Origin of the sequence: Halomonas nitroreducens, from assembly GCF_003966155.1 — a bacterium.
GTDB lineage: Bacteria > Pseudomonadota > Gammaproteobacteria > Pseudomonadales > Halomonadaceae > Halomonas > Halomonas nitroreducens.
Genome location: NZ_RXNS01000003.1, coordinates 56,657 through 82,795 on the forward strand (window position 1 = coordinate 56,657; position 26,139 = coordinate 82,795).

27 protein-coding genes are annotated in these 26,139 nt (G+C 67.6%); 12 read left to right on the forward strand and 15 right to left on the reverse strand.

Going from position 1 to position 26,139, the window contains the following annotated elements; translation table 11 throughout:
* Positions 1 to 17: 17 nt before the first annotated feature.
* Complete coding sequence (locus EKG36_RS03965; protein ID WP_126481270.1) at positions 18 to 1,037, forward strand: fumarylacetoacetate hydrolase family protein; 1,020 nt, start codon at positions 18 to 20, stop codon at positions 1,035 to 1,037.
* A gap of 19 nt (positions 1,038 to 1,056) precedes the next feature.
* A complete protein-coding gene (maiA, locus tag EKG36_RS03970; RefSeq protein ID WP_126481272.1) occupies positions 1,057 to 1,701 on the forward strand; it encodes a maleylacetoacetate isomerase in 645 nt (214 codons plus the stop codon).
* A 126-nt stretch (positions 1,702 to 1,827) separates the two neighbouring features.
* Here maiA and EKG36_RS03975 read toward each other — a convergent pair whose 3' ends face one another.
* The 3 genes from EKG36_RS03975 to EKG36_RS03985 form a co-directional block, all read right to left on the reverse strand.
* Positions 1,828 to 2,637: a DODA-type extradiol aromatic ring-opening family dioxygenase gene (locus tag EKG36_RS03975; protein WP_126481274.1), complete on the reverse strand. Its 810-nt coding sequence runs from the start codon at positions 2,635 to 2,637 to the stop codon at positions 1,828 to 1,830.
* 21 nt (positions 2,638 to 2,658) lie between these two features.
* Complete coding sequence (locus EKG36_RS03980; protein ID WP_126481276.1) at positions 2,659 to 3,606, reverse strand: glutathione S-transferase family protein; 948 nt, start codon at positions 3,604 to 3,606, stop codon at positions 2,659 to 2,661.
* 82 nt (positions 3,607 to 3,688) lie between these two features.
* The gene (locus EKG36_RS03985) at positions 3,689 to 4,171 is read right to left on the reverse strand and encodes a DoxX family protein (protein WP_126481278.1); all 483 of its coding nucleotides are present in this window, start codon (positions 4,169 to 4,171) and stop codon (positions 3,689 to 3,691) included.
* Positions 4,172 to 4,334: 163 nt separating this feature from the next.
* On the opposite strand from EKG36_RS03985, the gene EKG36_RS03990 reads away from it, so the two are divergent.
* Positions 4,335 to 5,279, forward strand: a complete 945-nt coding sequence (locus EKG36_RS03990; RefSeq protein WP_126481280.1) for a LysR family transcriptional regulator — start codon at positions 4,335 to 4,337, stop codon at positions 5,277 to 5,279.
* Between the two features lie 161 nt (positions 5,280 to 5,440).
* On the opposite strand, the gene EKG36_RS03995 is transcribed toward EKG36_RS03990, so the two are convergent.
* From EKG36_RS03995 to EKG36_RS04010, 4 genes are read right to left on the reverse strand one after another with little or no spacing between them, the layout of a single operon-like run.
* The gene (locus tag EKG36_RS03995) at positions 5,441 to 6,556 is read right to left on the reverse strand and encodes an ABC transporter permease (protein ID WP_126481282.1); all 1,116 of its coding nucleotides are present in this window, start codon (positions 6,554 to 6,556) and stop codon (positions 5,441 to 5,443) included.
* On the reverse strand, positions 6,556 to 7,680 hold the full coding sequence (locus tag EKG36_RS04000) for an ABC transporter permease (RefSeq protein ID WP_221766042.1): 1,125 nt from the start codon (positions 7,678 to 7,680) through the stop codon (positions 6,556 to 6,558). The genes EKG36_RS03995 and EKG36_RS04000 overlap by 1 nt, the downstream gene beginning before the upstream one ends.
* A complete protein-coding gene (locus EKG36_RS04005) occupies positions 7,677 to 9,437 on the reverse strand; it encodes an ATP-binding cassette domain-containing protein (RefSeq protein ID WP_126481284.1) in 1,761 nt (586 codons plus the stop codon). The genes EKG36_RS04000 and EKG36_RS04005 overlap by 4 nt, the downstream gene beginning before the upstream one ends.
* Before the next feature lies 1 nt (position 9,438).
* Positions 9,439 to 10,491, reverse strand: coding sequence for an HlyD family secretion protein (locus EKG36_RS04010; protein WP_221766043.1), 1,053 nt, complete (start codon positions 10,489 to 10,491; stop codon positions 9,439 to 9,441).
* 526 nt (positions 10,492 to 11,017) lie between these two features.
* Between EKG36_RS04010 and EKG36_RS04015 the strand changes: the two genes are divergently transcribed.
* On the forward strand, positions 11,018 to 11,437 hold the full coding sequence (locus EKG36_RS04015; protein WP_126481286.1) for a secondary thiamine-phosphate synthase enzyme YjbQ: 420 nt from the start codon (positions 11,018 to 11,020) through the stop codon (positions 11,435 to 11,437).
* Positions 11,438 to 11,643: 206 nt separating this feature from the next.
* On the opposite strand, the gene EKG36_RS04020 is transcribed toward EKG36_RS04015, so the two are convergent.
* Together EKG36_RS04020 and EKG36_RS04025 are read right to left on the reverse strand one after the other, a co-directional pair.
* Complete coding sequence (locus tag EKG36_RS04020) at positions 11,644 to 12,213, reverse strand: carboxymuconolactone decarboxylase family protein (protein WP_126481288.1); 570 nt, start codon at positions 12,211 to 12,213, stop codon at positions 11,644 to 11,646.
* A gap of 67 nt (positions 12,214 to 12,280) precedes the next feature.
* Positions 12,281 to 12,868 (reverse strand): TetR/AcrR family transcriptional regulator, encoded by a 588-nt coding sequence (locus EKG36_RS04025; RefSeq protein WP_126481290.1) that lies wholly within the window; start codon positions 12,866 to 12,868, stop codon positions 12,281 to 12,283.
* Between the two features lie 283 nt (positions 12,869 to 13,151).
* Between EKG36_RS04025 and EKG36_RS04030 the strand changes: the two genes are divergently transcribed.
* The 3 genes from EKG36_RS04030 (at position 13,152) to EKG36_RS04040 (ending at position 14,957) form a co-directional block, all read left to right on the forward strand.
* Complete coding sequence (locus tag EKG36_RS04030; protein ID WP_126481292.1) at positions 13,152 to 13,889, forward strand: hypothetical protein; 738 nt, start codon at positions 13,152 to 13,154, stop codon at positions 13,887 to 13,889.
* Between the two features lie 52 nt (positions 13,890 to 13,941).
* The gene (locus EKG36_RS04035; RefSeq protein WP_126481294.1) at positions 13,942 to 14,376 is read left to right on the forward strand and encodes a DUF411 domain-containing protein; all 435 of its coding nucleotides are present in this window, start codon (positions 13,942 to 13,944) and stop codon (positions 14,374 to 14,376) included.
* A 110-nt stretch (positions 14,377 to 14,486) separates the two neighbouring features.
* Entirely contained in the window at positions 14,487 to 14,957 is a 471-nt protein-coding gene (locus tag EKG36_RS04040; protein ID WP_126481296.1) for an aminoacyl-tRNA deacylase, read from the forward strand.
* Positions 14,958 to 15,019: 62 nt separating this feature from the next.
* On the opposite strand, the gene EKG36_RS04045 is transcribed toward EKG36_RS04040, so the two are convergent.
* Positions 15,020 to 15,511: a GNAT family N-acetyltransferase gene (locus tag EKG36_RS04045; protein ID WP_126481298.1), complete on the reverse strand. Its 492-nt coding sequence runs from the start codon at positions 15,509 to 15,511 to the stop codon at positions 15,020 to 15,022.
* 283 nt (positions 15,512 to 15,794) lie between these two features.
* The gene (locus tag EKG36_RS04050; RefSeq protein WP_126481300.1) at positions 15,795 to 16,985 is read right to left on the reverse strand and encodes a methyltransferase; all 1,191 of its coding nucleotides are present in this window, start codon (positions 16,983 to 16,985) and stop codon (positions 15,795 to 15,797) included.
* 129 nt (positions 16,986 to 17,114) lie between these two features.
* On the opposite strand from EKG36_RS04050, the gene EKG36_RS04055 reads away from it, so the two are divergent.
* The 4 genes from EKG36_RS04055 (at position 17,115) to EKG36_RS04070 (ending at position 22,578) form a co-directional block, all read left to right on the forward strand.
* Positions 17,115 to 18,269 (forward strand): ChaN family lipoprotein, encoded by a 1,155-nt coding sequence (locus tag EKG36_RS04055; protein ID WP_126481302.1) that lies wholly within the window; start codon positions 17,115 to 17,117, stop codon positions 18,267 to 18,269.
* Positions 18,266 to 20,257, forward strand: a complete 1,992-nt coding sequence (locus tag EKG36_RS04060; protein ID WP_126481304.1) for a M1 family metallopeptidase — start codon at positions 18,266 to 18,268, stop codon at positions 20,255 to 20,257. Before EKG36_RS04055 ends, EKG36_RS04060 begins: the two co-directional genes overlap by 4 nt.
* A 208-nt stretch (positions 20,258 to 20,465) precedes the next feature.
* Entirely contained in the window at positions 20,466 to 21,950 is a 1,485-nt protein-coding gene (nhaD, locus tag EKG36_RS04065) for a sodium:proton antiporter NhaD (RefSeq protein WP_126481306.1), read from the forward strand.
* A 97-nt stretch (positions 21,951 to 22,047) separates the two neighbouring features.
* Positions 22,048 to 22,578, forward strand: a complete 531-nt coding sequence (locus EKG36_RS04070) for an SRPBCC family protein (RefSeq protein ID WP_246007431.1) — start codon at positions 22,048 to 22,050, stop codon at positions 22,576 to 22,578.
* A gap of 17 nt (positions 22,579 to 22,595) precedes the next feature.
* Here EKG36_RS04070 and EKG36_RS04075 read toward each other — a convergent pair whose 3' ends face one another.
* From EKG36_RS04075 to EKG36_RS04085, 3 genes are all read right to left on the reverse strand, one after another.
* Positions 22,596 to 23,066, reverse strand: coding sequence for a GFA family protein (locus EKG36_RS04075; protein ID WP_126481308.1), 471 nt, complete (start codon positions 23,064 to 23,066; stop codon positions 22,596 to 22,598).
* Between the two features lie 107 nt (positions 23,067 to 23,173).
* The gene (locus EKG36_RS04080) at positions 23,174 to 23,449 is read right to left on the reverse strand and encodes a hypothetical protein (RefSeq protein WP_126481310.1); all 276 of its coding nucleotides are present in this window, start codon (positions 23,447 to 23,449) and stop codon (positions 23,174 to 23,176) included.
* A gap of 403 nt (positions 23,450 to 23,852) precedes the next feature.
* Positions 23,853 to 24,587 carry an aspartate racemase/maleate isomerase family protein gene (locus EKG36_RS04085; RefSeq protein WP_126481312.1) on the reverse strand — a complete coding sequence of 245 codons (735 nt, stop codon included), beginning with the start codon at positions 24,585 to 24,587 and terminating at the stop codon, positions 23,853 to 23,855.
* A gap of 189 nt (positions 24,588 to 24,776) precedes the next feature.
* Here EKG36_RS04085 and EKG36_RS04090 point away from each other — a divergent pair, with 189 nt between their 5' ends.
* Complete coding sequence (locus tag EKG36_RS04090; protein WP_126481314.1) at positions 24,777 to 25,124, forward strand: putative quinol monooxygenase; 348 nt, start codon at positions 24,777 to 24,779, stop codon at positions 25,122 to 25,124.
* Between the two features lie 18 nt (positions 25,125 to 25,142).
* Here the strand turns inward: EKG36_RS04090 and EKG36_RS04095 are convergent, their stop codons facing one another.
* Complete coding sequence (locus tag EKG36_RS04095) at positions 25,143 to 26,081, reverse strand: zinc ABC transporter substrate-binding protein (RefSeq protein WP_126481316.1); 939 nt, start codon at positions 26,079 to 26,081, stop codon at positions 25,143 to 25,145.
* Positions 26,082 to 26,139 lie beyond the last annotated feature (58 nt).

The following is a 26,139-nucleotide window of genomic DNA, read 5'->3' on the forward strand; positions in this document are numbered from 1 at the left end:
GAAAGGACCCACAGACGATGAAACTCGCTACCCTGAAGACCGGTCGTGACGGCGAACTGATCGTGGTCTCCCGCGACCTCAGCCGCGCCGTGCGCGCCACCGAGATCGCCAGCACCCTGCAGCAGGCCATCGAGAGCTGGGACGAGCTCAGCCCGCAGCTGGAGGCCCTCTATACCCGGCTCAACGAGGACCAGGCCGAAGGCGCCTTTGCGCTCGACCTGGCGAGCCTGCATTCGCCGCTGCCGCGCACCTACCACTGGGCCGACGGCTCGGCCTATCTCAACCACGTGCAGTTGGTGCGCCAGGCGCGTAATGCGGAGATGCCGGAAACCTTCTGGACCGATCCCCTGATGTACCAGGGCGGCGGCGACAAGTTCCTGGCCCCCCTCGAAGATATCGAGGCGATCAGCGAGGATCACGGCATCGACTTCGAGGGCGAGATCGCGGTGATCACCGACGATGTGCCCATGGCCGTCACCCCTGAGCAGGCCGCCGATCACATCAAGCTGGTCATGCTGGTCAACGATGTCAGCCTGCGCGGCCTGATCCCGGGCGAGCTGGCCAAGGGCTTCGGCTTCTTCCAGGCCAAGCCGGCCTCCGCCTTCTCGCCGATCTGCGTGACCCCGGACGAGTTGGGCGACGCCTGGCAGGACGGCAAGGTCCATCTGCCGCTGACCGTGCACCTCAATGGCGAGAAGTTCGGCGAGCCGGAAGCCGGCCCCGACATGATCTTCAGCTTCCCGCAGCTGGTGGCCCATGCGTCCCGGACCCGCTACCTGGGCGCCGGGGCGGTCATCGGCTCGGGCACCGTCTCCAACCCGGACGCCGGTGGCGGCCCCGGCAAGCCGGTCGCCGACGGCGGGGTGGGCTACAGCTGCCTGGCCGAGGTGCGCATGGTGGAAGCGATCCTCCACGGCGAGGCGAAGACCCCCTTCATGCGGTTCGGCGATCGCGTGCGCATCGAGATGTTCGACCGCCAGGGCCAGAGCATCTTCGGCGCCATCGATCAGCAGGTCGTGAAGTACGAACCCAAGTAACCCAGCCGGAGAGGCAACGATGACGACGCTGTATGGCTATTTCCGCTCGTCGGCCGCCTACCGGGTGCGCATTGCGCTCAACCTCAAGGGCCTGGCCTATGACCAGGCCCCGGTCAACCTGGTCAAGGCCGAGCAGCGCGGTGACGACTTCCGGGCGCGCAATCCCCAGGGCCTGGTGCCCGTGCTCGAGACCGACGATGGCGAGCGCCTCACCCAGTCGCTGGCGATCTGCGAGTACCTCGAGGAGCGTTATCCCGCCCCGGCCCTGCTGCCGGTGGACCCCGCCGGGCGGGCCCGGGTCCGCGGGCTGGCCCAGCTGGTGGCCAGCGAGATCCATCCGCTCAACAACCTGCGCGTGCTCAAGTACCTGGTCCACGAGCTTGGGGTCGACGACACGGCCAAGCTGGCCTGGTACCGCCACTGGATCCACGAGGGCTTCGCCGCAATGGAGGCCATGCTGACGCAGGACGCCGGCACGGGCGAGTTCTGCCACGGTGATGCGCCGACCCTGGCGGATGTCTGCCTGGTACCCCAGGTCTTCAATGCCGAGCGTTTCGAGTGTGACCTCTCGGCCTACCCGACCATCCGGCGGCTTGTCGCCAGCTGCCGGGCGCTGCCCGCCTTCCAGCAGGCCGCCCCGGAGGCACAACCGGACGCCGGCTAGCTGTCACCCCGCGTGTCGACCGAAGCGGGCACGCTTTCCTTCCCCGGGGAGCGTGCCCGCCGGGTGACTGCTGGCGAGAGATGCCTGCGGCGTGTCCCGTGCTCACGGAGCCACGGGGTCACGGGGTCACGGGGTCACCCGCCAGTGGAACATTCCCGACTTCTTGCGCAGGATCGTAGCGGCGATATGCTCTTCGCTGGGCTTTCCCGCCAGGCCGTAGCAGACATGCAGCGGCAGCAGATGCTCCTCCCGGGGATGGCAGAACCGCGCATGGGGCGCACGCTCCCAGTGGGCCAGGCGCTCGGCTCGCTCCGCTTCCTCGATTTGCACGTCGCAGCAGGTCTCTTCCAGCCAGTCCTCGAAGGCCTGGTTGCGGGCCCGAGAGTCCGGGGTGTTGGGCTCGAAGAAGGCGCGCATGTTATGGAAGGAGAAACCGGAGCCGATCACCAGCAGGTCATCGACGTCCAGCGCTCGCAGCGCCCTGCCGATGGCCAGGTGCGTCGCAGCGTCCAGGCTGTTGACCAGTGACAGCTGCACGCAGGGAATGTCCGCCTCCGGATACATCAGCTTGAGGGGGACGAACAGCCCATGGTCGAAGCCGCGCCGGTCATCGAGCCGCGCCGATATCCCGGCCTGCTCCAGTGCCTGGTGGACCTGCCGCGCCAGCGCCGGCTCGCCGGGGCAGGGATACTCGATCTCGTAGGACTCGGGCGGAAAGCCGTAGTAGTCGTAGATGAGCCCTGGGTTGGCGCCCGAGGTGATGGTCGGCACCGACTCCTCCCAGTGGGCGCTGATGACCAGGATGGCGGAGGGCCTGCGCAGCTGGCCCGCGATCTCGGTGAGCCGTTCCACCATTTCACGGTGGTCCGGATCCCCCAGCAGCGGCATCGGCCCACCGCCATGGGAGATGAAGAGAACATCGGTCGGGGTGGTCATGGCTGTCGCTCCTGGTTCAGATCAGATCTCGCCGGGTCCGGCGGGCACGATGCCGCCGGGATTCAGCGCCTTGATGGAGTAATACCCCGCCTTGATATGGTCGAGGCGCACGGTCTCGGCGATACCGTCGAGGGCCAGGATCCGGTGCATGTAGGCGTGCAGGCCCGGCATGGCCCGCAGGGTGTTGCGGTTGCACTTGAATAGCCCGTGGTAGGCGGCATCGAAGCGCACCAGGGTCACGAACAGGCGCAGGTCGGTTTCCGTCAGCCGATCGCCGAACAGGTAGGCTCGCCCATCGGCCAGCCGGGATTCCAGCTCGTCCAGTGCAGCAAACACCTTCCCGTACGCCTCATCATAGGCCTGCTGGCTGGAGGCGAAACCGGCCTGATACACCCCGTTGTTCAGGTCCGTGTACAGGTAGGCGTTCAGGGCATCGATCTCGGCGGCCAGGTCGGCCGGGTAGAGATCCGGCCCCTGGTCCACGATGCCGGCGAAGGCACCGTTGAGCATCCGCACGATATCGGCCGACTCGTTGTTGACGATGGTTCCGGTCCGCTTGTCCCACAGCACCGGCACCGTGGCGCGGCCGGAGACCTGCGGATCGGCACGCGTGTACAGCTCATGCATGTAGCGCGCGCCGTTGAGCGTGTCCTCATCGGCGCCGGGGTAGCCACCGAACTGCCAGCCCTGGTCGGTAAGCCGGGGATTGACGACCGTGACGTCGATCACCTCCTGCAGGCCCTTCAGCGCGCGGACCATGAGCGTTCGCGAGGCCCAGGGACAGATGTAGGCGACATAGAGCCGGTAACGCCCTGTCTCCGCCTTGAAGCCGCCCGCACCGGTGGGGCCCGCCACCCCGTCCGGGGTGATCCAGTGGCGAAACGTCGAGGCCTGGCGAATGAAGCGCCCCTGCTCGTCCTGCGCCTGTACCGGCTGCCATTGCTCCTGCCAGACACCGTTTACCAGCATGATCCTGTTCTCCTGTGGCGAGGCCCTCCCCACGAGGGGCAGGGCCTGTCGGACGATGACGGTCGCGTTGCGATCCGGCCTGTCACTTGCCGGCGACGGCGCGCTGCCCCGCCCCGGCATCCGCGAAGCGCGCCATCAGCAGGTTATCCAGCGCAAAGCGTCCAGCGCCCTGAATCGCCAATGCCAGCGTGACGGCGAACAGGCTCAGGGCATACTCGTAGCCATTGTTGGACATGAACAGGCCATTGCCGATATGCACGGCGAAGATGGCCACCAGCATCGTGAAGGCCGACACCAGCGCCGCCGGACGGGTCAGCAGGCCCAGCACCAGCGCCAGCCCGCCGAAGAACTCGGCGCCCCCGGCCAGCAATGCCATCAGGGTGCCCGGCGCCAGGCCGATGCTCGCCAGCCACTGCGCGGTGCCTTCCAGGCCGTAGCCACCGAACCAGCCAAACAGCTTCTGCGCACCGTGGGCGGCCAGTATCAGCCCCACCGGGACCCGCAGGATCAGGGCGGCTACACCGCCGCGGGAGCTGAAGAGAGTCTGAGCGAATTGCGTGTTCATGAGGGTCACCTCGCATCTTGATCTGTTGGTGGGTTCCTGGAGCCCTGCCCCAGGTGATGGGCTCACTCTACTATCACCAAACATAAAGACTAAGATGGCAAACATTGCCTCACTATCAACAAGACGTTGATAATAGGGATGGCCACATCCACTGGAGTCACCGATGGACCGCATCGATGCCATGCGCGCCTTCGTCACGGTCGTGGCCGAAGGCGGCTTCACCCGCGCCGCCGAGCGTCTGGAGATGTCACCCCAGCTCGTCAGCAAGTACGTGTCCCAGCTCGAGCAGCACCTGGGAGTGCGCCTGCTCAACCGTACCACGCGCAAGCTCCACCTGACCGAAGCGGGCACCCGCTATCACCAGCGCGCCCAGCAGGTGCTCACTGAGATCGACGACATGGAGCACCAGCTCGGCGACCTGCAAACTCAGGCCCGGGGCCTGCTGCGGATCAGTGCCCCGGTGTCCTTCGCCACCCACCACCTGGCACCGCTGCTGGACGACTTCCAGCGTGCCCACCCCGCCGTCGGCATCGACCTGCAGCTGAACGACCGCAAGGTCGACATCGTCGAGGAGGGCTTCGATATCGCGCTGCGGATCGGCCGCCTGAAGAGCTCCTCGCTGATCGCCAAGCGGATCGCGCCGGTACGCCTGGTGTTGTGCGCCTCGCCCGCGTACCTGAAGCAGCACGGCACGCCCCGGCACCCGGAAGACCTCAAGACGCATCGCTACCTGCGCTACAGCTACATGGAGCAGGAGGCCGGCGAGTCGATCGTCAGGTGGCTGCCGGGCCGCGACCAACACCCCAGCGGCGATCTGGTCAGCAACAACGGGGACGTGCTGGTCGCGGCGGCCATCGCCGGTGCCGGCATCGCCCTGCAGCCCACCTTCATCTCGGGCGCCGCGATCCAGGCAGGAAAGCTGCGGATCATCCTGCCGGAGCACGAACCCGAACCGATGTCACTCTATGCGGTGTACGCCCATCGCCAGTTGCTGGCGAGCAAGGTGCGCTGCTTTGTCGACTTCCTGGATGGCTATTTCGGCACCCCGCCCTACTGGGACCAGTTTGATCAGGGAGAGACCGCAGAATCGGGGCAAGCAGGCAAGTGACCTTGAACCGGGTTGCCGTTAGCAGGTTAACAGGTAAACGCCGTCTCCCCGCGGGAGGCCGTGCTCGCTGCAGGTTCCCTCGCCTTCATGACTACAGGGCGCGACGCGACCACGCAATGGCCTGCCCCCCGATACGCCACGCCGGGAGTGCTTCAAGCCGGCTAGTGCCTGCGGTGCCGGAACAGCCAGCCGGCCATGGCGAGGGTGAGCATGCCGATGACCAGCATCGGCCAGTACTGGTTGAACAGCAGGGCGTAGGAATCCCCTTCGAGGAAGACGCCACGGAGGACCACCAGGAAGTAGCGCAGTGGGTTGATCAGCGTGAGCCACTGCACGACCGGCGGCATGTTGGCGATCGGCGTCGCGAAGCCGGACAGGATGACCGACGGCACCAGGAACAGAAACGCCCCGAGGATGCCCTGCTGTTGTGTCACGGCCAGCGACGAGATCATCAGCCCGATACCGACCGCCGAGAGCAGGAACAGAAACATGCCCAGATAAAGCGCGCCGAGACTGCCGCGCAACGGCACCTCGAACCAGACCACCGTCATCAGCAGGATGAAGCTGCCTTCCACCAGGCCGATCAGGATACCGGGCACCGACTTGCCGATCAGGATTTCCACCGGTCGCAGCGGCGTCACCTGCAACTGGTCGAAGGTCCCGGCCTCCCGCTCGCGGGCCACCGACAGCGCCGTCACGACGGTGGTGATCACCAGCGTCAGCAGGCCGACGATGCCCGGTACGACGAACCATCGCGAGGCGAGGCCGGCATTGAACCAGTGGCGCACCTGCAGGGCCGCGGGCGGGCCTGGCCTGCCGTTGCGCGTCGCCCAGTCGCTGTTGAAGTCACTCACGATGGTGCGCAGGTAGCCCAACGCCAGCAGCGCCGTATTCGAATTGCGACCATCGATCAGCAATTGGGCCGACGCGCTGCGACCGCGCTGCAGGTCGGCGCTGAAGCGCGGCCCGAGGCGCAGGACCAGTAGCACCTCCCGGTTGTCCAGCAGCGGCGCGATCTGCCCGTCATGCTCCAGATCGGCGACCCGGTGGAAGTGTGGCGAGCCGGCCACGCGAGCGATCAGATCGCGCGACGCCACCCCGCGGTCCTCGTTGTAGACCGCAAAGGCGATATCGTTGAGATCGAAGGTCGCCGCGTAGCCGAACACGATCAGCTGGATGATCGGCGGCCCGATCAACACGAACCGGCTCTTTCGGTCCTTGAGGATCGCCAGCAGCTCCTTGACCGCCAGCGCGAAGATGCGTCGCAGCGATTCCATCAGTCCAGCCGCTTGTGCGCCTTGCGGCGGGCCAGACCCAGAAAAATCACCATCATCACCAGCAGCGCGACACTGTTGCTCAGCAGGATCGGCCAGATATCGCCGGCCAGGAACACCGTCTGCAGGATGGCGACGAAATAACGTGCCGGGATGAGATGGGTAATCAGCTGGACGAAGGCGGGCATCGAGCCAATCTGGAAGATGAACCCGGACAGGATGAAGGCCGGCAGGAAGGTCACGACGATGGCCAGTTGCCCGGCAACAAACTGGCTGCGGGCCACGGTCGAGATCAGCAGCCCCATGCCCAGCGCCACCAGCATGAACAGCGCCGAGGCCGCGCTCAGCGCCCAGAACGACCCCCGCAACGGCACGTCGAACAGCCAGAGGGCCATGGCGACGCTCAGCAGCATGCCCCCCATCCCCAGCACGAAATAGGGCAGCATCTTGCCCGCGATGATCTCGCCGATGCGGATCGGCGTCACCATCAGGGCCTCCATCGTGCCGCGTTCCCATTCCCGGGCCACGACCATCGAGGTGAGCATGGCGCCGATCAGCGTCATGATGACGGCAATCAGTCCAGGCACCAGAAAATCGCGGCTGCGCACTGCGGCGTTGAACCAGATACGTGGCTCCAGCATGACCATGGCCGGAAGCTCGTGCCCCTGGCTGTGTGCATACCCCAGCAACCAGGCCTGCCACACCCCCTGGATGTACCCCTCGGTGATGCGCGCCTGGTTGGCATCGACGCCGTTGACGATGACGCCGATGCGCGCATCGCCGCGGGCCAGCAGATGACGGCTGAAATCGTTGCGTAGCCAGACGATGCCACTGACCTCATGGGCATCCAGTGCCCGCTGCGCGGCCTGGATGCTGCCGAAGCCGCGCGGCACGAAATAGTCGGAGCGCTGAAACGCTCCGGTCAGGCTGGCGCTGTTGGCATCGGGCTGCTCGACGACGAACGCCAGCGGGATCCGCTTGGCGTCCAGCGAGACACCGTAGCCGAACAGCAGCAGCAGCACCAGCGGCATCACGAAGGCGATGGCAATGCTGGACGGATCGCGCAGGATCTGCAGGCTCTCCTTGCGAATCATGCCGCGCAGCCGCCTGCGGGACGCAGCGTTCACGAGGCGGCCTCCTGTTGTTGGTCATGCTGCTCGATCAAGCCGATGAAAGCATCCTCCATCGTGGGGTCGGGCCGCTCGGCACTGCGAAAGCGAGCCTTCATCTGCGCGGGCGAGCCCTCGGTCAGCACCTCCCCGTCGGCCATGATCACCAACCGGTCGCAGTAGTTCGCCTCATCCATGAAATGGGTGGTCACCAGCACGGTGACGCCGGACTCGGCCAGTGCATTGATCCGCTGCCAGAACTCGCGTCGCGCCAGTGGATCGACGCCGGAGGTGGGCTCATCCAGAAACAGGATGTCGGGCTCATGCATCAGGGCCGCCGCCATCGCCAGACGCTGCTTGTATCCCAGCGGCAGTTCGCCGCTGGGGCTATCGGCATAGCCGCCGAGCTCGAACGCCTCGAGGGCCCATCCGATACGCTGCGTCCGGCGCGCCCGGTTCAGGCCGTAGGCGCTGGCGAAAAAGCGCAGGTTCTCGACGACCGTCAGGTTCTCGTACAGCGAGAAGCGCTGGGCCATGTAGCCCAGCCGGCCGCGCGCCCGGGAGGCGGCGCGGCGCAGATCGAGCCCGGCCACACGCACCGTGCCGTCCGATACCGGCAGCAGGCCGCAGAGCATGCGAAACGTCGTGGTCTTGCCGGCGCCGTTGGCACCGAGCAGCCCGAAGACCTCCCCGCGACCGACCCTGAAGGTGACGCCGCGGACGGCGAAGAAGTCGCCGAAGCGGCGTTGCAGATTGCGCACCTCGATCATCGGCTGGCCGGTCGTACCGGGCGACTCGGGCCCCGGCGACGCTCCCGCCAGCGGCGCTGGTGAACTCTCCTCGGAACGCTTGAGAGTGGCGATGAAGGCGTCCTCGAAGACCGGTTCCGCGGCTTCCATCGTCAGATCGGGGACATCGGGCAACCGAGCCTCGAGATCCACCGGCCCCGCCTCGGCGGTCACCAGACGCACCCGCTCCCCCTCGATGATGGCATCGAGGATGCCGGGCACGTGGCTGAGCCGGGTCTGCAGGCGTCGTTTGCCGAGCGAGGGCGCCGCCACGCGAAAGGTCCGGCCACGCAACGGTTCGCTGAAACTGCCGGGACTCCCCTGCCCCAGGCGCCTGCCCTGGTGCAGCAGGATGATCTCCTCGCAACGGGAGGCCTCATCGAGATAGGCGGTGCTCAACAGCACGGTCATGCCGTGGTCGCGTACCTGGCGATAGACAATGGCCCACAACTCGCGCCGCGAGACCGGGTCCACGCCCACCGTGGCCTCGTCCAGCAACAGCAGGCGCGGCGGCCGCACCAGCGTGCAGGCCAGCCCCAGCTTCTGCTTCATGCCGCCGGACAGCCGGCCGGCCAGGCGACGCGTGAAGGGCGCCAGCCCGGTCATGTGCATCAGCTCCCGGTACCGCGGGTCGCGTTGCGTCGGAGGTACCCCCTGCAGGTCGGCGTAGAAGTCGAGGTTTTCCTGCACCGTCAGATCCTCATACAGCCCGAATCGCTGCGGCATGTAGCCGATCGACGACTGCACCACCAACGGCTTCGCCAGGACGTCGACGCCCAGCACCCGGATGACGCCCTCGTCGGGCAGCAGCAGTCCGGCCGCCAGCCGCATCAGCGTGGTCTTGCCGGCGCCGTCCGGGCCGATCAGGCCGGAGACCTTCCCGGCCGGGACGCTGATATCGAGGCAATCGACGGCCGGCACGCGGGCGCCCCCCGCCTCGAAGGTCTTGCTGACGCCCTCGAACACCAGGGCCGGCGCACCGGCCATCTCAGTCGCCTCCCTGGCTCGTGCACGTTGGTATCCGCCGGTCACCCTCCGAGCGTGATCCATCGAAGGGGATGGTCACCGTGGCCGGCATGCCCAGACGCAGTTCGTCGTTGGGATTGCAGACATGGACCCGCACCTGGTAGACGAGGCGGGTGCGCAGCTCAGGGGTTTCGACGCTCTTGGGCGTGAATTCCGCGGTGGGCGACACGTAGCCGACCCAGCCCCGGTAGGACGTGTCCGGATAGCTGTCCGTCGATACCGACGCGGCCATGCCCGGCCGGAGCCTGCCGAGGCTGGATTCCGGCGCATAGGCCCGGACCCACAGGGGATCGGTGAGCGCCAAGGTAAATATCGGCGTCTGCGGCGAGACCATTTCCCCCGGCTCGACGATGCGATCCCGGATGATGCCGTCGAAGGGCGCATACAGCGAGGCGTCCTCGAGCACTTCCCGTGCCAGGGCCAGCTGGGCCTCGTTGGCGGCCAGCATCGCCCGCGCCTCATCGATATCCTCCTGGCGGGGACCCGCCTCCAGCAACGCCAGCGTTTCCTGTGACGCCCGCAATTCGGCCTGGGCCACGTCAAGCGCGGTACGAGCAGAATCCAGGACCTGCTTCGATACCGCGTTACGCTGGTACAGTTGCGCCGTGCGCCGATGGATCCGCTGCGCATCGTCCAGTCTGGCCTCGGCCGCCGCCACCTCGTCCCGGCCCCGACGGATCTCCTCGGGACGGCTACCGGCCTCCAGGCGGGCCACTATGGCACGTTGCGCCGCCACCCGGGCGGCGGCGATGGCAACCTCGGCCGCCATCCGCTCGGTATGTAACGTCGCCAGCAACTGTCCCTTGTGCACGCGATCGCCCTCGCGCACCAGCAACTGCTCGACATGCTCGCTGTTGGCGAACGCCAGATCGGCCTCGCGGATATCGACATTGCCGTAGAGCACCAACCGGTCGCTCGGTCCGTTGCCCCGGGTTCCGAGTAGCCACCAGATACCGCCGGCCACCACCACGACCAGCGCGATGACCAGAGGCCGCAATATCGATTTTCGGTCCACCCCGGGCTCCTTGACTCACTCAGCGTATCGCTTGGGCGCCGTTGCGATGCCCTGCCCCCGCCAATTCCATGTGTGACGACACCGCGTGCGACACCGTCACGGTTCATCGACAGCGTAGGCCGGCTGGCCGGGATCGCGCCGAACGCTCCGACCGGATGGTTATTCACGGACGATAGCGCTGCCTTCCCTGTTTACGCTCACCTCAGCAAAGCCCAGCTCGTGGTGGATCGCAAGGGCGATCGCCCGGCCCCCGATGCCGGGTCAAGGTCGCAGCGAGACGCCATCAGGAGGCCCTCTGCCGGCTTTCGCAGCCGACAGGGGGTTGCGAAAATGCACCTGGCAGGTTGACCGCTGCAGCGCCCTCGGGGGTATCGGCTGACTACCGAAAGCCGCACCGAGCCCCCGCATTGCGAGTCCTGGCCTCAGGCACCGAACAGCAACCGATACGCACGCAAAGGCTCGCCCGACTTGAAAAGGGCTGTAGGCTTTCAAGACAGTCGTTCCATTCAAGCAGCAGGAAGTCACCATGTGGATACAGAAGGAAATCCAACTAAAGCCCCGCTCGCGCGGATTCCACTTGATCACTGAAGAGGTCGAGCGCGGTATCGGCAAGCTCGGCCATATCCAGACCGGCCTGCTGAGTGTGTTTATCAAGCACACCTCGGCATCACTCACCATCAATGAAAATGCCGACCCCACCGTACGAAGCGACTTCGAAAGCTTTTTCAACCGTGCGGTGCCTGAAGACGAGCCGTACTATCAACACATCTTCGAAGGCAGTGACGACCTACCGGCACATGTAAAGAGCAGCATTCTGGGCCCGAGCGTTCAGATCCCTATCACCGACGGAGGCCTCAATCTGGGCACCTGGCAAGGAATCTACCTGTGCGAGCATCGCAACCATGGCGGCAGTCGTCGCATCGTGATGACCGTGCATGGTGAGTGACAGACGCCCATGGTGATATCAGCGCAACCGTGTGATGCCGATGTCCGCCCATGTGGCGGCCAGCCGGCTGGGCCCCCGGCGCGACGAACACCGCGACCAGGGCGGTGCCCTGCCGGATCATGGCGCCCTTTGACGGCCGCTGAACGGGAGCTTCACGACAGGACGCCCCGCACGGAGGCGGGGCGAGGCATGGGCCCGGCGGGTGATCAGCCTTTCCAGGCGTAGTCAGCGAAGGCGTCATCCAGCTCGGGATGGTTCAGGTGGTTGGAATAGTTGCTGAGGGTCTTCACCGCCAGCGCCAGCACCACCTGCAGCATGTGCCGCTCCTCGAAGCCGGCGTCCAGGAAGGCGCGGGCCTCTTCCCTGGAGGGATTGCCGCGGCTCTCGAACATCACCCGGGTGAAGCGGCTCAGGGCGGCCAGGCGCGCATCGGGAATCTCGCGGCCCTCCCGCAGCGCCGCGAGGACGGCCTCGGGCACCTGAGAGACATTGTCGGCCAGCATGCTGTGGGCCGACATGCAGTATTCGCAGCCGTTGAGCCCGCTGATGGTCAGGAAGACCACTTCCTGTTCGGCTGGCGAAAAACCGGAGTCCTCGCGAAACAGCTGGTAGCCATGCAGGTAGGTGTCCAGCACCCCCGGCGCCTTGGCCATGGCCTCGTACATGTTGGGCACGAAGCCCAGGCTGGCCTGGGCCTGCTCGAGCAGGGGGCGGGCCTGGTCATCGGCGTTGTCGAGGGTCTGGGGTGCCAATTCGATACGATAGTCGGCTGCCATGGTCGTGCCTCCTCGTCGTTGAGCGGCCATTTATGGATCAATCGTTCCCAAAATGGCCAAGAAACGCCTAGTTCAGGACCTCGAGGACCAGCTCCGCCGCCTGGCGAGCCTCCTCGGGGCCGGTACCGCTCTTGATCAGGGTGCGCAGCCCCGCCATGCCCAGGGTCAGGTAGGTGGCGAGGTGCCCGGGATCGCGTCCCGAAGCGATATCGCCCTCCGCCTGGCCCCGCTCCACGGCACGCCGGAAGACCGCAGTGATTGCCTCGACGCTCTCCCGAGCCAGGCAGGCGGGGCGATCGTCACCTCGGCCGAGCTCGGTGGCCGAATTGAAGATCAGACATCCCAGCGCGGCTCGTTCGCTGGCCGCCTCTCCCGCCGTGTCACGGAACAGCGCCTCGAAGAAGGCCCGAGCCGAGGGGGCGGCCTCGAGGCGCCGCTCGAGGCGGCCGATGAGGGACTCGCGGTAGTGACGCAGAGCCTCGATGAACAGCTGCTCCTTGTTGCCGAAGGCCTGGTACAGGCTGCTGCGGGAAATCTGCATGGCCTCGAGCAACTGCCGCGTCGAGGCGGCCTCATAACCGCTGGCCCAGAACACCTGTAAAGCGGCGGCCAGGGCATCGTCGGGGCTGAAGGCGATGGGGCGTCCTCGTGTCATGCCGCATACTTTAGGATCGATCGTTCCATAAATCAAGATGACTGCCTGCACGAGACTTCCACTACTGACTCGGCATTCGAAAAAATTGCAAAATAACAACAACCTATACCCTGCACACAGGTTTACACTCCACCGCGCGATTGATACAAGTCAATGGGCCACATCCGCTGCTGGGCTAGCCTTGAAGCCACATGAGTTCCGCGCGCATGGCATGGGCAGACCGCGCGGAACTCACCGATCAATGCTGACCCATGCGGGCCCCGGGCCCGTCAGGAGACACACCATGCAACGTCGCAGCTTCCCCCTCTCCCTGGGCACTGCCTTGGCCATCGCAGTGCTCGCCAGCCCGGCCGCCATGGGACATGGCGGTGCGCATGTGGACCCCGACGGCCAGGGCCGAGGCCCTGCCATGATGGGCGGCTATCCCGGCCAGGGCATGGGCCCCGGCATGATGGGCGGCCACCCCGGCCAGGGCATGGGCCCCGGCATGATGGGCGACTATTCCGGCCAGGGCATGGGCCCCGGCATGATGGGCGACTATTCCGGCCAGGGCATGGGCCCCGGCATGATGGGCGGCTACCCCGGCCAGGGCATGGGCCCCGGCATGATGGGCGGCTACCCCGGCCAGGGCATGGGCCCCGGCATGATGGGCGGCTACCCCGGCCAGGGCATGGGCCCCGGCATGATGGGCGGCTATTCCGGCCAGGGCATGGGCCCCGGGCTCTGGGCCCTGTTCACGCCCGAACAGCACCGGCAAGCCCAGCAACTGATGGCGGAACATCGGGCCTCCCAATATGAGCGCCGCGGCGAGATGATGCGGCTCCAACAGTCCCTGATGGCGGAACTCCATGCCGAGGGTGAACCGGATGCCGATACCCTGGCGGAGACCCAGACTCGCCTGGCCGAGTTGCAGCGCCAGATGTGGCTCGAACGCCGCGCCCTGCATGATGCCCTGATGGGCCTGCTCACGGAGGAGCAACGCCAGCGATTCACCCCTGGGGGCCAAGCCTCCCCCGAATGACCTGCGATCCCGGCCGGCGCCTCCGCCGGCCATTCATCACCGGAGACCCACGATGAAAGCCAGCCTGGCCCCCCTGCTGACCACCGGCCTGCTGCTCACCGGCGGCATCGCCCAAGCCGATGCCCTCGAGGCACGGCTCTACAAGAACCCCTCCTGCGGCTGTTGCACGGCCTATGCCCGCCAGATGGAGGCCCGCGGTTTCGACGTGGAGGTCATCGACACCCAGGATATCGGCAGCGTGAAGCAGGCCGCCGGCATCCCCTACGGTGAAGGCGCCTGCCACACCATCGAGCTCGAGGGCTATGTGATCGAGGGCCATGTACCCTTTGCCGCCATTGACCGCCTGCTGGACGAACGCCCCGACATCGACGGCATCGGCCTGGCCGGGATGCCGACAGGTACCCCGGGAATGCCCGGCCCCAAGCAGGCTCCCTATGAGGTGAAGCAGTTCACCGACCGTGAGGCATCCCCCTGGATGACGATCTGATCGCATCCACGAACAGGCGGGCTATGCTGGAAGGTGTGGAGTCCAACTTGTCAAGAAGGGAGACACGCTAACCCGACGTTTCGGCCCTGGTGGCCGAAGGAGGCAACGTCATGGCCATGCCGATTACGATCCGGGAGTACCTCCGCGCGTGTGATATCGACTACGAGGAGGTCCCCCACCCACGCGAGGTGTCGAGCAGCCGCATTGCGCAGATGTCGCATATCGGCGGCAACCAGATGGCCAAGGCGATCATGCTGCATGGCGACGCCGGCTATCGTGTCGCCGTGGTGCCCAGTACCTGTGATGCCGACCTGGAGAAGCTCTCGGAGCTCTTCCATGAGAAACTCGAGCTGGCCTCGGAAGACGAGATCCGCCGCGAGTTTGATGATTGCGATCCGGGGGCCACCATTGCGGTGGGCCAGGCCTACGGGCTGAAGGTCTATCTCGACGACCAGCTGCGCCACCAGCCGGATATCTACTTCGATGCCGGCGACCACGAGACGCTGGTCCACATGAGCGGCCACGAGTTCGACCGTCTGATGGATGACAGCCGCCACGGCGAGTTCAGCCGTCATCCCTGATATCCACGCTCGCGTCCCCATCGGCCACGCCTCATGGCGTGGCCGATCTTTTGCGGGTCGCGTCAGGCGTCGCGGGGCGGGCGCGCGTACTTGATGAACGGTGTCAGCACCCCGACGCGGTCATACAGACGCCGGGCGTCCCGGTTGAAGTCCTGGGTCAGCCAGTAGACGTCGGGAGCCTCTTCCTCGCTGGCCTGGGCGAAGACGCGCTCGATCAGCCGGCGTCCCAGGCCCTGCCCGCGATGGCGAGGATCCACAAACAGATCCTGGAGATAGCACACCGGGGTCAGCTTCCAGCAATGGGCATGGTAGAGGTAGTGCACGAGCCCAACGAGGCCCGGGACTTCCTGTTCCTCTCCTGCCGCATTTGGTACTTCCACCACGAAAGCCCTCGGCTCACCATCCTCCGGTACCAGCAGGCGCGAGAACGTGCTGTCGTATACCGCCTCCGGGAGTTCCGTGTCATAGAAGCTCAGATAGTCCTGCCAAAGCCGGGCCCATTCCGGCTTGTCACCTGCCCGGATGGGGCGGATCGCGTACGGGGTATCGCTCATGGCGCGTTCACTCTGTGTCTCGGCATTCCCTTTCCCACTCTAGACAAGTGCCCCGTCATGCGTCCTACCCGATCGGCGCGAAGACCGCCCTTATGCGGGTTGAAGGATGCCTGCGGACGGGGCCAAGGGCTCCCGGTGCAGGTCTTCCACCGCCCGAGCGATGTTGCAGCGGCCTTCATGACCGCTAGCCTGTCGCTGGGCCAGTTCTAGCAGGAGGCGAGCGCGGCCGATGGCATACCGGCCACCCGACAGAGTGACGCGCCACCGTCCCGGCGATCCGGGATCAGTGCGTCTCGATCAACAGGTTGCGCGGGGTCAGGGCCCGCTCGCAGAAAGTGGACAGGCTGACCCGGAAACCGGCCTCCTCCAGCAGGCGCACGCGATCCAGAGCCAGCCAGACCTCCAGCGGACGCCGGAACAGGTGGCGCACCAGCTCCAGCCGCGACACCCTGGCCAGGCGCTGCCAGCCAGCGGCCTCGTAGGCCGCCCAGTCCACCGAGGTTGGCAGCTCGACGCCCTTCTGCTCGGCCGCCCAGCGGCAGAAGCCGGCGAAGTCGTCGGGCAGCTTGCCGTAGGCCAGGCTCGGCACCGGCAGGTAGGCATCCCGGCCACGGGCTTCGCGTTGCAGCAGGTCGAAGCCCAGCCGCCAGGCATTGGCCCGCGCCCGGTGGCGGCGCACGCCGCGCGGCGCGGTGACCGTCTCCTGCACCGCCATGGCCAGGTCCTCCCGGCTCAGGCGCAGGCCATGCTCGGCCATCAGCGCCCGTCCCCGCCGGGACAGCGCCCGGTAATCGGCCGCGGCGGTGCGGTGGTAGCAGCAGGGCGCCAGGCTCACGGCGGTGCCGGTCTCGGCGGCCAGGGTCAGCAGCCGCCCGTGCAGGTCGCCGCAGGCGTGCAGGGCCGCGACGCGCACATCGGCGGCCAGCCAGCGCCCGGCATCCGGGGCCATCACATCCTGGGACTGCAGGCGCACCGCCAGGCCCTGCCGCTCGGCCAGGCCCTGGCCCGCCTCGCAGAGCGCCGACCGCCACTCCAGCCCGGTCACCGGCCGCCGATGCAGGCGTGCCAGGGTCCGCCCCAGGTGGCCCTTGCCGGCACACCACTCCACCAGGGCATGGTCCCCCACGCTGACTCGGGACGCGAAGGCCTGGATCTGTCGCCACTTGCGCGCGCCGATGCCCTCGCCCCAGTCGTCCGGCAGCGCGGAGGCGGGCGACGCACCCGGCGACAGGCCCACCAGTGCGGCCAGCTCGTCCACCGGCAGCCAGGCCGCCAGCGGCGAGGCCTCGAAGGGGGCGGCCTGCAGCCGCTGCACTTCATCGTCGGGGAGCGCCAGCAGGGTGTCGGCGAGACCGGGCAGGCAACCGCCCCAGGGCGTTTCGCGCTGCTGGAAGGGCAGCGGGCGCCACAGGGCCTGCCACTCGGCCAGCAAGGTGCTCAGCTGCTGGAAGCGTTGGTCGTGGGAGGGGGACATGACGCCTTCCGGGGACGGATCGCGGGGCACGCAGGGTAACGCATCCGACGCCGCCAAGCATGGCCCGCTTTGCTCGCGCCCCGGCTCGGGGTAGGGTGAACGACCCAGCCGCCCCGCGAGGAGCCTCCCATGTCGCGACGTTGCCGTCTCGCTGTCCTCGGCACCCGCCTGGCCCTGGTGGTGGGCCTCGCCCTGCCGCTCTCCGGCCTCGCCGCCCCCTGCCCCTCCCCCGGCCAGTGGCTGGCTGCCGACGGCACCCCGGTGGCCAGTGACGAGCTGATGCGGGACCTGGCCCACCAATCGGTGGTGCTGCTTGGCGAGGAGCACGACCAGTTGGCCCATCACCGCTGGCAGCTGCACACCCTGGCCGGCCTGCATGCCCTGCGCCCCGACATGGTGATCGGCCTGGAGATGCTGCCCCGGGAGGCCCAGTCGACCCTGGATGCCTGGGTGGCCGGTGAGCTCAGCGAGGCTGCCTTCCTCGAGGCCAGCGACTGGGAGTCGGCCTGGGGCCTCGACCCGGCCCTGTACCTGCCGATCCTGCACTTCGCCCGCATGCATGGCGTGCCCCTCAAGGCGCTGAATATCGTCCCTGCCCTGCGTCGCCGGCTGGCCAGCGACGGCTGGGCGTCAGTCCCCGCCCGGGAACGTTTCGACATTCCGGCTCCCGCCGCTCCCTCGCCGGCCTATCGCCGGTCCCTGGCCGAGGTCTTCGACCGGCATGCCGGAAGCGACGATCCCGACGCGCTGGAACGCTTCATCGCCGCCCAGCTGGTCTGGGACCGGGCCATGGCCAGTGCCCTGGCCGAGGCGACAGAGGACGACGCCCTGGTGGTGGGCCTGATGGGCCTGCGCCACCTGACCTTCGGCCACGGCGTGCCCCACCAGCTGGCCGACCTGGGCGTGACCGCTCAGCAGAGCCTGTTGCCGCGCCCGCGGCAGGCGGACTGCCAGCAGCCGCCCGAGGGACTGGCCGATGCCTACTTCACCCTCGGCGACGAGGCCCCCTTCACCGCTCCTGCACCGCCCCGCCTCGGTGTGATGATCGGCCCCCATCCGGCCGGGGTAGAGATCCGCTCCGTCGGCCCGGACTCGGTGGCCGCGGCGGCCGGCCTTCGGGAGGGCGACGTGATCCTCGCCGCGGCCGGCCGCCCCCTGGAGACGCCCGGCGAGCTCTCTGCCCGGGTCCGTGAGCAGCCCCCCGGGACACTGCTGCCCCTGGAAGTGCGCCGCGATGACGACATCCGGGAAGTGCTGGCCCGCTTCCCGGTCGCGACGCCATGACGCCGTGGCTGGTCAAGCTGGTGGCCGTAGCCGGCCTGTTGCTGGCGACCGCGGCGCCGACCGTCGCGGCTCCCCAGCGGACCCTGACCCTGTGGCTCGACCCCGCCGCCGGCGCCCTGCGTGGCGAGATGCGCCTGGCGCTGCCCGCCTCGGGCCGCTTTCGCCTCGCGCCGGCCTTCAGGCTCACCGCGGTGGAGCGCCGGGACGAGACGCTGGCCGTCACACGGGAAGCGGCAGGGCGCTATCGCGTCGTCGCCCCGCCCGGCCCGGTGACCGTGCGCTGGCAGGGCCGGCCGGCCGGCGACGGCGAGCCCCCCGACCAGGCCCCGCAGCTGTCGGCGTCGGGAGGGCTGCTTCCCGCCCGAAGCGGCTGGCACCCCCGGGTCGCCGCCCCCCGGGCCGGCCCCCTGACCCTGGTCCTGCACACTCCGCCAGGGCAGCGCGCGGTGGGTAGCGGCTCGCTGGTGGAGGAGCGCCGGCACGCGGATGGCATCACCGCCCGCTACACGCACCCCCGTACCCGGGACCTCGAGGTGGCAACCGGCCCCTGGCGGCTCCGGGAACGCCGGGTCGATGGGATCCGCCTGCGCACCCTCTTCCCCGCGACGCTCGATGCCGCCTTCGCCGAGACCTACCTCGAGCATGCCGTGGACTTCCTCGAGGCCTTCCAGGCCCGGCTCGGCCGCTACCCCTTCGCGAGCTTCACCATGGCCGCCTCCCCGGCGCCGGTGGGCCTGGCCTTTCCCGGCTTCACGCTGCTCGGCGAGAAGGTCATCCCCCTGCCGTTCATTCCCACGACCTCGCTGGGCCACGAGCTGATGCACGCCTGGTGGGGCGGCGCGGTGGGCATCGACTATGCCAGGGGCAACTGGGCCGAGGCGCTGACCACCTATCTCGCCGACTACGCCAGGGCCGAGGCCCAAGGTGAGGGCATGGCCACACGGCGGCGCTGGCTGACCGACCTCAGCGCCCTGCCCGAGGACCAGGAGATGCCCCTGGTGGCCTTCCGCGGCGGCGCCGAGCCGGTAGTCCGGCTGATCGGCTATCAGCACGGCGCCATGGTCTTCCATATGCTGCGCCGGCGGCTCGGCGAGCCGGTCTTCCAGGCAGGCCTGCGACGCTTCGCCGAGACACAACGCTTTCGCACCGCCGACTGGCGTGACCTGCGAGTCGCCTTCGAGTCGGCCTCGGGATCGCCACTGGGCCCCTTCTTCGAGGCCTGGCTGACCCGCCCCGGGCGGCCGACACTGGCCCTGGAGGCGGTCAGCGTCACCGTCACCGGGAGCGGCTTCGTGCTTCGCGGCCGGCTGCTCCAACAGGGCGAGGGGGCACCCTGGCCGCTGGCCGTGCCCCTGGCGGTGGCAACGACCGCGGGCAGCGAGCATCGGGTCGTCGAGGCCCACGAGGAGCGCACCTCCTTTTCCCTGACACTGCGCGACCGCCCCCTGGCCCTGACCGTGGACCCCGACTTCCAGGTGCTGCGCCGCCTCAACGCCATCCCGGCGCTGTTGCGCGGCCTGACCCTCGACCCGGCGACCCGGGTGCTGCCCCTGGACGATGCCCCCCTCGCGCTCGGACAGCGGATTCTCGGCCGGGACGCCGAGCCCGCCACAAAGGACTCCCGGGCCGGCACGCCGCTGCTGGTGATCGGCCCCACCGAGGCGGTGGCCGACTGGCGCGAGACCCATGGGCTACCGCGCCCCCCACGTCCGCTGGCCCGGGCCGGCCAGGCCCGGATGTGGACCCTGCCCGGCACCCGGGTCGCGCTGGTCAGCGCCGACACCCGCGAGGCCCTGGCGAGACTCAGTGGCGCCCTGCGCCATCACCGCGGTCGCAGCTATGTGGTCCAGGATGCCGGCGGGACCACGCTCGAGGCGGGCACCTGGCCGGCGCCCCCGGCCAGCCCTCACCGGCGTCTTGGCGCTCCCGCCCCGCCCAGGGCCGTCGCTCCCCAGCGATCGTCCTCCCCTCGCCCCGCCCTTCCTTAAGAAAGCCTTAAGCTTTTTCCCTCAGACTATCGCCGCCTCGCACGCCCCGGTGGGTCAGGAACCTGAACCTTGCATGACGCGAAATCCCCGTCGATGACGACAATTCATAAGTCGATCAACCAGTGCAAATAGTTATAGCTCCGGCCCTGATGTAGAATCTCCGCGCTTTCAACCCCCTCCCCTCATCTTTCTCAGGATGCTCCCGTTCATGCTGACACAACGACATTCCCCCCACTGGCTCCGGCGAAGCGCCCGATGGCCAGGAGTTCTCATGCTCGCCGTTCTTGCGCTGTCCAGCCCACCGGTGCTGGCGGCCGGAGCCGGCGAGCTCGACCTGACCTATTCGCTGAGCGGCTTCACCGCCGTGATGCTGTTTCTCGTCGCCTACGGCCTGGTGATGGCCGAGGAACAGCTGCACATGCGCAAGTCCAAGCCGGTGCTCGTCGCTGCAGGCCTTATCTGGATGTTGATCGGCTGGATCTACGTCCAGGAAGGCCTGTCGGACGCCGCCGAACATGCCTTCAGCGAGACCCTGCTCGAGTACACCGAGCTGCTGCTCTTCCTGCTGGTGGCGATGACCTACGTCAACGCCATGGAGGAGCGCCGGGTCTTCGACAAGCTGCGCGCCTGGATGGTGGAAACGGGCTTCAGCTACCGCTCGCTGTTCTGGATCACCGGCGTGCTGGCCTTCTGGATCTCGACCGTCGCCAACAACCTGACCACCGCCATGCTGATGTGTGCGGTGGTGCTCAAGGTGGCCGAGGGCGACAAGCGCTTCATCAACCTGGCCTGCGTCAACATCGTGGTGGCGTCGAACGCCGGCGGCGCCTTCAGCCCCTTCGGCGACATCACCACCCTGATGGTATGGCAGGCCAAGCTGGTGGAATTCCAGGAATTCTTCGAGCTGCTCGGGCCGTCGCTGGTCAACTACCTGCTGCCGGCCCTGGTGATGAGCTGCTTCATCAAGAACCGCAAGCCCGGCGTCCTCGAGGAGGTGGTCTGGCTCAAGCGGGGAGCTCGGCGCATCGTCTTCCTGTTCCTGCTCACGGTGGTGATCGCCGTGCTCTGCCATACCGTGCTGAACCTGCCGCCGGCCCTGGGCATGATGATGGGCCTCGGGTTCCTGCAGTTCTTCGGCTACTACCTGCGCCGCAGCCTGCCGCGCTCGCTGGCGCGCAAGCGCACCCGCTACAGCCAGCGCGGCGACTGGCGCAAGCTCGAGGCGCTCGGCAGCGTGGTGCCCTTCGACGTATTCACGCGTATCGCCCGTTCCGAGTGGGATACCCTGCTGTTCTTCTATGGCGTGGTGATGGCGGTGGGCGGCCTGGGCTTCATGGGCTATCTGGCGCTGCTGTCCGAGTCCCTCTATGCGGGCTGGGATCCCACCTGGGCCAACGTCGTGCTGGGCATGGTCTCGGCGGTGGTCGACAACATCCCGGTGATGTTCGCGGTCATCTCCATGGAGCCGGACATGTCCATGGGCAACTGGCTGCTGATCACCCTCACGGCCGGTGTCGGCGGCAGCCTGCTTTCCGTGGGCTCCGCGGCCGGGGTGGCGCTGATGGGGCAGGCCCGGGGCATCTACACCTTCGCCGGCCACATGCGTTGGGCCCCGGTCATCGCCCTGGGCTATTTCGCCAGCGTGGCCATGCACCTGTGGCTCAACGCCGAGAGCTTCAACGTCTTCCACTGACCTGCCCCGCCCGGCGCCACGCCGCCGGGCGGGCCAGCTCTCCTTCCAACGCCGCCCTTTCACGTCCTCGTCCGCCGGGACGCATACCGGCGCTGCTATGCTGATCGGCAAGCACAGCGAAGGCCGCGCCGGCCCCGGGACCATGACCCTCTACCGTTTCGTCACCCGCTGGCGGCTCGAGGCCCCCATCGACCGGGTCTACCAGGCCTTGAGCCACCCGACGCAGTGGCCGGGATGGTGGCCGGGGCTGATCGAGGTGGAACCCCTGGCCCGAGGTGACCGACGGGGCATCGGCCGCCGCTATCGCTATACCTGGCAAAGCCGCCTCGGCTATCGCTTGCGCTTCGCGATCTGCGTGACCCGGGTACGACCGCCCACGCTGATCGAGGCCGAGGCCCGGGGGGACCTGGAGGGCGTGGGGCGCTGGGAACTCCGCGAGATCCGAGACGGCACCGAGGTGCGCTATCACTGGCAGGTACGCACCCGTCCGCGCTGGATGAACCTCCTCGCGCCTCTCGCCCGTCCCGTCTTCACCTGGAGTCATCACACCATGATGCGACGGGGCGAACTCGGCCTGGCCGGCCATCTCGGGGTCCGGCTGCTGGCCAGCGCCCCCGTCCGCGAGTGAGGATCGCGACTCCCGGTTCAGCGCACCAGCTTGAGGCGCTCATGCCACTCGGCGATGCTCTCGTCGGGGTAGCCGTCGAAGCACTTGTCGGTGTCCCGCGCCTCCAGATCCACCCAGGCTGGCTTGCTCGCCAGCATCAGGTGCACCCGTTCGGGCGGCACCGGCAGCTCGGTATCGATGGCTGAGGCGAAGGGATGCACCAGATCAGGCCAATCCGGATCATAGACCCAGAGGGCGCTGCCGCAGCGCGCACAGAAGTGCCGCTCGCCGCGGCTCGTCTCGCTGTCGATGACCGCGTGGTACACCGAGGTGAAGGCCTCGCCCTGCACGTCCAGCGTCTCCGCTCGGCCGCTCAGGTTGATGGCATAGCCGCCGCCGCCGGCCGTCTTGCGACAGATCGAGCAGTAGCAGCGATTGAAGGGATAGGGATGCGGTGATTCCACGCTAAAGGTGACCGCCCGGCAGTGACAGGATCCCTCAAGCAGCATGATGGCTTCCTCCAGGCCGATGATGATCCCCAGCCTAGTCCAGGACCGGGCTGGCCAACGAAAGGGCCGGAGCGCGAGGCCCCGGCCCGGGACATGCTGTCACCGGCTTACCGCCACCAGGGAGTCTCTTCCCTGACGCTGCGCCGCTGCACCTGGCGCTGGTCCCGGAGGACCGTCGCCTTGTGCAGGCGTGCACTACGTTGTTCCCAGTAGGCGGAATCACTGGCCAGGACCGGAAGGTCACCGGCCTGCATCATGCTGGCACCACTGCCGGCGTGGAGACCTGCACTGCGCTGCTGCAATGCCGACGAATCCATGGCCAGTGCCGATGCGGAGGCCAGCAAGCAGAGGACGAGCGAGGTCGTGAGAATCGTGCGTTTCATGGGACACCTCGAACTGCCGTGAAGCCATCAATGCCATTCCGCGGATAGCCTGATCCACCTCGTCAGGGCGATCCGCAGACAACCATGCCAGGTCCGGCCGATCCTGGTGTGAGAGAAGAGGAATCGCATGAAGAAGATGAGGTCACACATGGGGTACAGGCCCAGGTTCTTTGCGCTTAGCCTTCTGGCCGCCTGGGGTGGGCGTCCGGCCTGGCCTGTTAACTATAGTCCCTGGCGGTGCCAACAGTATCGGCAACCCAGGAGAAAAGGCGGTGGCCGATGCAAAATCAGGCTTTCGACTGCCGCCCTCCGGCAATTCGGGATGGCGACTAGCGATGGGGCAGACTCCCAAGGCTGCTCTCCCGGCCCCTGCCGCCGCGATTGCCTCGCCTCGACGCGCTCGCTACAGCAATGCCAGGTCACCGAGAAACGCCTCATCCGGGCGGAGCCTCCACCCGAGGCGCTTGAGCCCCGCCCAGAGGGTGACCTGGTTGGCAGTCAGCACGACGCTGCCGGCCTCCCGGCCTAGCGCCGCCAGCCGAGCGAGGCTGTTGACCGCCGTATCGGGCACCAGCAGGGGCACCGAGGTGTCGGGATGCTGGTCCCGGAAGCGGCGGATCTCCGCCAGGAGATCCGCCTGGTGGGAGTCGGCGGCATAGGGACAGTCCAGCGCCTTGTCCTCGCGCACCGAGACGCCGGCCTCGCGCAGGAAGGAGACCAGCCGCAGGGTCACATCGTCGGGATAGGGGCTCAGCAGGTCCACCCGGCAGTGGCCGATGGCGTCCAAGGCCTCGAGGAATGCCAGGGCGGTACTGGTTACCGGCACCCCCAGGGCGTCCGCGAGGGCCCCTGCCTGGTCCCGGGCCCAGCCAAGCCCACCGATGAAGCTGGCGCTGGTGCAAGCCCAGACCACCGTCCCGGCCCCCGCCTCCACCAGTTGCCTGCCCACCGGCTCGAGGCGCGCGGGGGCGCCGAGGGCCCGCAGCGCAGGTGGCGCATGGTGGCCATCGCTGGGGATCTTGCCCACTTCGATGGCAGGCAGCTCGCCGGGGGCAGGGGCGGCCAGGTCGTACCACTCATAGTCACCCGGGCCATCATCGGGCAGCAGGATACCCAGGCAATATTGACGCGACATCATCTGACCCTCCCTCGAGCAAGGACGCCTGCTGCACATTCTCCCTAACGCTGGCACAGGAATCCGATCTCCTGCAATGCCTGCCTTGGCCGCACGCCGGCCTGCCAGCGGCGTCATGCCGGGGGCTTTTGCCTCCCCGCGGCTACCGCGAGGTGGTATGGTCGGCGGCTTGCCCGATCACCAGGAGTCCCCATGTCCAGCAAGATCTATTGCATCGCCAGCTTCAAACCCAAGCCCGGCCGGGAAGCGGCCGCGTTCAGGGCGCTCCAGGCCCTCGAGCCCAATGCCCATCGCGAGGATGCCTGCCTGCAGTACACCGTGACTCGCCAGCTCGACAATCCCTTCGCCCAGGGCGAGAGCTATCCCATCGTCTTTCACGAAGTGTGGGCCAATCGCGAGGCCTTCGAGGCCCACTGCCAGCGTCGCGAGATCCAGGCATTCTTCCAGGCCCAGGTGGAAGCCCCGGATGGGGACATCGAGGATGCCAATGTCTGCGTGTATACCGACGAACCGGCCGACTTCGACGCACCACAGCGATAGTCGCCCTGCCGGCCGGCATCAATCCTGCCGACAGCCGGCCAGCCCGTCGGAGAGCTGGCGTATCAGCTCTGCATAGAGCCCCGGTCCGGTCGCCAGGTCGACCCCGAGGGGATCGATCACCCTCGAGGTGTCGACCGCGGTACCGCCGAAGACGCTCTCGACCAGTTGTGGGTTGTACTGCGGTTCGGTGAACACGCAGTCGATGTCCAGCGCCTCGACCCGGCGCTGGATCTCCCTGACCCGCGACGGACTCGGATCGGAGGCATCCCCCAGGGAGATGGCGCCGGCGGCCGGCACACCGAAGCGCCGTTCGAAGTACTGGTAGGCATCGTGGAAGACGATGAAGTGGGGCTTCCCGGTCGCCACCAAGCGTTCCTCGACCTCCTTGCTCAGCTGCGCCAGTTCCGCCTGACCGCGACGGGCGTTATCGCGATAGGTCGCGGCGTGCTCCGGATCGGCCTTGGCCAGTGTCTCGGCCATGACGCCCAGCCATACCCGGGCGTTGCGGGGATCGAGCCAGGCATGGGGATCGAGCCCCGCATGGTCATGGTCGGCAGGATGATGGCCGCCATGTCCGGCTTCGTCGCCATGGCCGTGGGCCTCGAAGGTGGCGCTCTGGCGGACGTCATATCGCGTCAGGCCCGGCGCCTCCAGCAGCGCGACCGCATCATCGGCCAGGGAGTCGATCGAGCGCCCGAGCCAGGGCGTCAGTGCCGGCCCCACCCAGAACACCACCTCGGCCCGGTCCAGGCTGGCAGCCTCGGAGGGACGCATGGAATAGCCATGGGGCGAGGCGCCGGGCCGGATGACCAACTCGGGCGCGCCGAGGTCCCCCATGACCTGCGAGGCCAGGGCATGCACCGGCGGGATGTCCACCGCCACCGAGGGGACCTCAGCGTAGGCGAGCGTCGGAACGGCCAATAGCGGCAACAGTAGCGGGCGGACGAGGACGGGCATGGCGTCGTCTCCTGGTCGGGAATTCTTGGTCGGCTTGATAAAATGTTATAACATAACA